At 57.3% G+C, this 4,495-nt stretch carries 5 protein-coding genes and 1 tRNA gene; 1 reads left to right on the forward strand and 5 read right to left on the reverse strand.

Annotation, left to right across the window (positions count from 1 at the left end; all coding sequences use genetic code 11):
- Positions 1-1,324: 1,324 nt before the first annotated feature.
- From ACXJ7R_RS25475 to ACXJ7R_RS25490, 4 genes are all read right to left on the reverse strand, one after another.
- The gene (locus ACXJ7R_RS25475; RefSeq protein ID WP_457154243.1) at positions 1,325-1,567 is read right to left on the reverse strand and encodes a hypothetical protein; all 243 of its coding nucleotides are present in this window, start codon (positions 1,565-1,567) and stop codon (positions 1,325-1,327) included.
- 259 nt (positions 1,568-1,826) lie between these two features.
- On the reverse strand, positions 1,827-2,426 hold the full coding sequence (locus tag ACXJ7R_RS25480; RefSeq protein WP_457154244.1) for a c-type cytochrome: 600 nt from the start codon (positions 2,424-2,426) through the stop codon (positions 1,827-1,829).
- Between the two features lie 313 nt (positions 2,427-2,739).
- The gene (locus ACXJ7R_RS25485; RefSeq protein WP_457154245.1) at positions 2,740-2,961 is read right to left on the reverse strand and encodes a hypothetical protein; all 222 of its coding nucleotides are present in this window, start codon (positions 2,959-2,961) and stop codon (positions 2,740-2,742) included.
- Between the two features lie 60 nt (positions 2,962-3,021).
- The gene (locus tag ACXJ7R_RS25490; RefSeq protein WP_457154246.1) at positions 3,022-3,219 is read right to left on the reverse strand and encodes a hypothetical protein; all 198 of its coding nucleotides are present in this window, start codon (positions 3,217-3,219) and stop codon (positions 3,022-3,024) included.
- A 564-nt stretch (positions 3,220-3,783) separates the two neighbouring features.
- On the opposite strand from ACXJ7R_RS25490, the gene ACXJ7R_RS25495 reads away from it, so the two are divergent.
- A tRNA-Ser gene (locus ACXJ7R_RS25495) sits at positions 3,784-3,873 on the forward strand.
- Between the two features lie 145 nt (positions 3,874-4,018).
- Here the strand turns inward: ACXJ7R_RS25495 and ACXJ7R_RS25500 are convergent.
- On the reverse strand, positions 4,019-4,495 hold a 477-nt coding region (locus ACXJ7R_RS25500; RefSeq protein WP_457154247.1), incomplete at its 5' end, for a hypothetical protein.

Genomic DNA, 4,495 nt, shown 5'->3' on the forward strand with positions numbered 1-4,495 from the left:
CTGGCGCTTGGAAGAGTCGATCACGCTTTCGCCCCCACGAGGGATAAAGCGATGTCATCCGACGATCATCTCGATTCTGAGCAACTTGCAATGCTGACAAAGGTTCTCAACGACTATTGCACAGAGGCAGGAATTCCAGAAGGCCATCCGGCATGGGAACACTTCGGCCGGCGCCTCAAGAGCCTATCCCAGTCCGGGATACATGATCCCGATGAACTGGTGTCCAAAATGAACACTGGCTACGAGGATTGGCTAGGCGAGATCGGCGCTACGGGTCCTTTCATACCGCCCAAACTRTCGTCCGAAGACCGTCTCGTAGGCGACAATMKCTTGCCAGGRTCRGACCKMAGAGGCAGGCCAGCCGTAGCGAATAGAGTTCGGCTTTAAGAAAGCCCGGATTTTTTGGTGACGGGCATCCGGCCGGCATTTTCAACCGCGGGGCATCGTCCAAAAGGCTGTATTCCAAAAAACTCCAGCGAGCGCGCTATGATGAATATTAGGCGCCGTTCCCCTCAAAACGCCGCCGGGTAATGGCTCGGCGCCCCGCTGGTTTGTTGAGTGTCAAAAGGGCGCCGGGATGGATTGCCTGGCGGAAAAGCGACCGGCTTCACTGGCATTTCTGGGTCAACATGGTAGTGCCCGGCCGGGGGGGGAAGGCTCAGGGCTAACCGTCGCATTTAAAGCCCTTAACCTTTATTCAATWCGYCTAWTTTAGCATCKTYTAATGCGCTTCTCCATTCTGCTTTTTGGCTGGGCGGCATTCTTCGGTTGGGACTTTGCTGCCAACGRTGGCGAATTCACAGTRGGCCTCGGTATGCGAGTTGCCCACCTACTCCATCTTTCTGGTCTTATGTGAAGCACCAGCGCGCGTTTCCGTTGGCCTCTTTAGGCACGGGACGGACCATCCTTCCTCCGCCTGACCCGCATTCGCACACGGTGGTCCTCGTCATTAGTCGTGCTCATCAGGGGCGACCTCGTCGGCTTGGGGTGGTGTCCCCCTTCTGAAAAGAGAAGGGCGAAACGATAGATCCTCGAGGGAACAGGTCGGTAGATCGCGCGCAAGAGTGCGTCCGCTGTGCGTTGGCCAAGTTCAAGCATGACGTTGTCGTATGTCTCGGAAATCCGGCAATTGGGGCAAGATAGGAGGTCGGACCCTTGAGGCTCACTGACGCTGCTGAGGGGCACTCTGCATGAATTGCAGACAATCCTAGGGGCGCTGTCGATCATCTAGAGAGATATCTCGCTGTTTTAATCTACAGAGCAATTTCGGTGCCAAGCACAATTGATCCGTGGCGGGACATCTAGCGCCGCTCGCTTGGCGCTATTAGAACGTCGGTTTCCAGTCGCGGTTGCGCCGCACCTGGATACCCTCGTAATCAGGAACCATAGTGAAGAACACCGGCCGGCGGTCGCGCCTTGCAGCCTTACAATCCGAGCAGCCGAAGAGCCCGAACAGATCCCAATGCATGGAGCCGCGATCCGGGCCGAGCCGGTCGATAAGCGCTTGGACGTCGTTGAGATGGTTCCGGCAAGCGCCCGGTAAGGCCCCTGAAAGGATGATGGCCACCCGCACTTAGCCTTAATTGAGCGACTTCAGATTTGGTTGTAGAGTCACTTGAGCGGGAGATCTGACCTCCCCCGCAATGGCCGGTGCAGCTTTAAGGCCGGCACCCGCCGTCGACTGCGGATGTACCAGCGACGGCGGGAGCAGCGGCAAGCACCGGCTTCAGGGCAAGTAGCGCCCCGCCAGCGCCCGTTCACTCATGCCGCTAAGCAGGAGTTGCGCGTCGACAAAATCATCAGAGAAATTAATTCGTGGACGACCGTCAGCGAATCTTTTGGCGGAACCTGGAGTGGCAACTGGTGCAATCCTGCAAAATCATGTGCACCAAGTGTTCTGCGGGCAGCGTCGCCGGATCGGGTTCAGCCGCGTTAGTGCGCTTCCCCAGCAGACTTCCGCCGTCCATCATCGTTCCAGGCCCCATCCGCATTTCGGCGTTGATTTGCGGGGGCGCATTCGCAGCCTCCTTAGCAAGTGCAGTTGTGAGCGTGGCGATGTGGTGAGCCAGCGCCTCAAAACTTCGTCGGTCTTGGTCGATTTCCGGTTTGGCACCGGACAGTGGACCGAGCGATCCGGATGGAAACTCGCCAACGAGGCTCCCGGTTCGATCTCGTAGGGTTTCAGCAGCGTCTCGAAATGCAGCAGCATTGTAAGGGACTTGGCCGTTAAACATCCCAGCAAGCGTTTTTGCAGCCGCTGCCATTTGTTTCATGGACGCTTGGCGGGCCACGATGAGTGCTTCACTGCCAACCTTGGCAGCGGCCAGGGTTGAAACACAAGCCAGTGCAAGCCCCACCGCAAGGACGATGCGTTTCACCGAGTTGTGCGCTCCCCAGTGCGGGCAGGCCGCAACTCCAATGTTCATGCGCCTACCTCCAAGTCACGCTTGGGCCATACACCTTCCAGTACATGGAAGGTCAAGCCGCGTGATCTCGCCGGCAAGCGGCGAATGGTCACTCCGGCACGCCAGCATCTGTCGACCTCTTCGCCGATCYCGATCCCCCGAATTCCGAYCACCGCCGCGTCAGCAATCAGTTTGTGGGTGAGCTCGTCAACCGAGATGACATCGGGCCTTTGCCGTCTCGGGGACGTTGTTGGCAATCCATTGATCTAGGAAATCGATTCCGCGCGTGCTCATTGAGCCATAAGCTCGGCAGCTCAGGTTCCAGCGGACGGTTTCAGATAGAGTGGCGAACGATCTGGCCTGACATCGCGCCGATCACCGCATCGAGTAATTCAATGTCCTTCAAAGCTGCGATTTCTAAAGGGTCGGTGCTTTGGGCTAGAGTCCTGATTTCAGGCACGCCATCAGCGTCACGGGGCGCAAAGCTCTCGACCAGGACATCTCGATACTGCTTCAGCAAGCCGAGCGCATGATGATCTAAAGTCTCTTGATCCACAGGCCGATCGTATCAGAGCGCCAACGGCCTCGCCAGCAAGCGTTTCCCCTGGTCGCCGTCCTACAGCGCCGAAGCGTCCCGCGCGGCCTGGCACTCGTCGACCCTTTCAGATCCGTCGAACCAGACCGACACGTTGAGCTTGGGGAAGTGCAAGACCTTGGCCTGCCACCATGTCCGCTCAATCTCGTATCCGCCTACGCCCTCGGCCCATCGCGTCCAGCCTCGGCCAAGGCGTTCGGTAAGTTCGCTGTCGCGCATGGCTCGCGTTGGCCTGTCTCATTTCGGGACAAAAAATGCTGGCACCGGTTTTGCACTGCATAGATTGCCGGTACCCTCCTCCTACCGGTCCTGATCGGGGATCAGGAAGTAAACTTTCGCCGGGCTTGAGGGATTGGGGTTCCTTCGCCCGGCGAGTTTTCTTTCAATGCAGCACATGGCGCCAATGAGGGCCAGCGAGGAGCATCGCTTGAAGTTTGGCATGGGCAAGGATGAGAAGGATCGGGAAGCCGAAACTGCTGGTGATCCGCAAACCACTTTCCATGGTTTCCTCATACCTATATCACGCACCTGTTGCGCAGCGGCGTTCCTGTGCATGTCGTGTCGGCCTGCGCCGGTCACGCCAATCCGTCAGTCACCCTGAACATTCATGCGCACCTGCTCCCGGGCAGCAGGAAGGTGCCGCAGCGGTGGTTGACGCGGCACTCACTGCCGCACTACAGGAATGAAGCGCGAACCAGTCGGGAACGCCTTCGGTGCCAATCCGGTGCCAACAGGCCGAAGCCAGCCGGCAGCGCACTACCTAAGTGATTGAAAAATCACAACGGAGGAATGGCCGAGCGGTTTAAGGCACCGGTCTTGAAAACCGGCGTGGGTGCAAGCTCACCGTGGGTTCGAATCCCACTTCCTCCGCCAGATTTTCTGTCATCCTGTTGATATTGCGACGTTATTGGCCGTAGCCTTATTCTCTTCCTAACTCCGTTCCTAACGTCGTTCGACGATGCTTGGGCCATCCTGTTTCATACCGTAGCGTTTAGTTGCAAAAATCGTAGCAGCCCGTTCACTGGCTGTTCTGACTGCCTTCCCCGCCTTTTTGCACGCCGACATATGCCGCAAGCGATTCAGTCAATGCGGCAGATCGGGACGCGATCAAATTGCTCTTTGCTGCGGCTGCTTGATTTTGATATCGCACCGCAGCCCCGTCGGAAACCGATCGAAAAATCGTTCCTCCACCTCTTCCTGCCCATACCAGAGAGACCTCAGAGGAGATGGGGAACCACATCTCGACAGTCGGATCCGAAAGCGCGGCTTTGCCGGGAAAATTGAGCTTATAGACGGGAAAGCTCGATATGATGAACGCCTCCTTCGGATTCGAGATTTTCACGATATTGAGGTTCATTGCCTCGATGGTCGCAACAATGGACAAGTTCCCTTTTGCAATAACGTCGCTACGCACGTTTTGGAGCATTCGGCGCCAAGTCTCATCCTTGCCGAAGTACTCCCTTTCGTGGTCATCCAAGGGACGGTAGCGATCCTC

This window comes from Mesorhizobium sp. P5_C1 (genome assembly GCF_054049815.1).

Bases quoted from the DNA above. Each gene is read 5' to 3' on its own strand.
- ACXJ7R_RS25490 (WP_457154246.1), bottom strand. From the start codon at position 3,219: ATGCGCGACAGCGAACTTACCGAACGCCTTGGCCGAGGCTGGACGCGA.
- ACXJ7R_RS25480 (WP_457154244.1), bottom strand. From the start codon at position 2,426: ATGAACATTGGAGTTGCGGCCTGCCCGCACTGGGGAGCGCACAACTCG.